The organism is Phocaeicola faecium, from assembly GCF_014837055.1.
Classification (GTDB): Bacteria; Bacteroidota; Bacteroidia; order Bacteroidales; family Bacteroidaceae; genus Phocaeicola; species Phocaeicola gallinarum.
Genome location: NZ_JACSPQ010000007.1, coordinates 1,224 through 1,901, shown reverse-complemented (window position 1 = coordinate 1,901; position 678 = coordinate 1,224). Strand labels below are relative to the sequence as shown.

Genomic DNA, 678 nt, shown 5'->3' with positions numbered 1-678 from the left:
ACATGTTCCCGACGACCTCAGAGATGGGGTTTCCCTTCGGGGCGGGTTCACAGGTGGTGCATGGTCGTCGTCAGCTCGTGTCGTGAGATGTTGGGTTAAGTCCCGCAACGAGCGCAACCCTCGCCCCGTGTTGCCAGCGCGTCATGGCGGGAACTCACGGGGGACCGCCGGGGTTAACCCGGAGGAAGGCGGGGATGACGTCAGATCATCATGCCCCTTACGTCCAGGGCTTCACGCATGCTACAATGGCCGGTACAACGGGATGCGACATGGCGACATGGAGCGGATCCCTGAAAACCGGTCTCAGTTCGGATCGCAGTCTGCAACTCGACTGCGTGAAGGCGGAGTCGCTAGTAATCGCGAATCAGCAACGTCGCGGTGAATGCGTTCCCGGGCCTTGTACACACCGCCCGTCAAGTCATGAAAGTGGGCAGCACCCGAAGCCGGTGGCCTAACCCTTGTGGGGGGAGCCGTCTAAGGTGAGGCTCGTGATTGGGACTAAGTCGTAACAAGGTAGCCGTACCGGAAGGTGCGGCTGGATCACCTCCTTTCTACGGAGATTCAGGGCGCGGGTTTTCGCGTCCGGTGTCGCCCCCCGGCCGGATGGTCCGGCGTTGGTGGGGCTGCTGGTGTGGAAGAGATCGGTGGCTCTCGTGTGGTATGGGCATGCTTTCGGGT

General features: G+C 61.7%; 1 rRNA gene. It reads left to right on the top strand.

Features of this window, described 5'->3' with window-relative positions:
- A 16S ribosomal RNA gene (locus H9626_RS15090) occupies positions 1-551 on the top strand; the annotation flags it as partial.
- Positions 552-678: the final 127 nt, after the last annotated feature.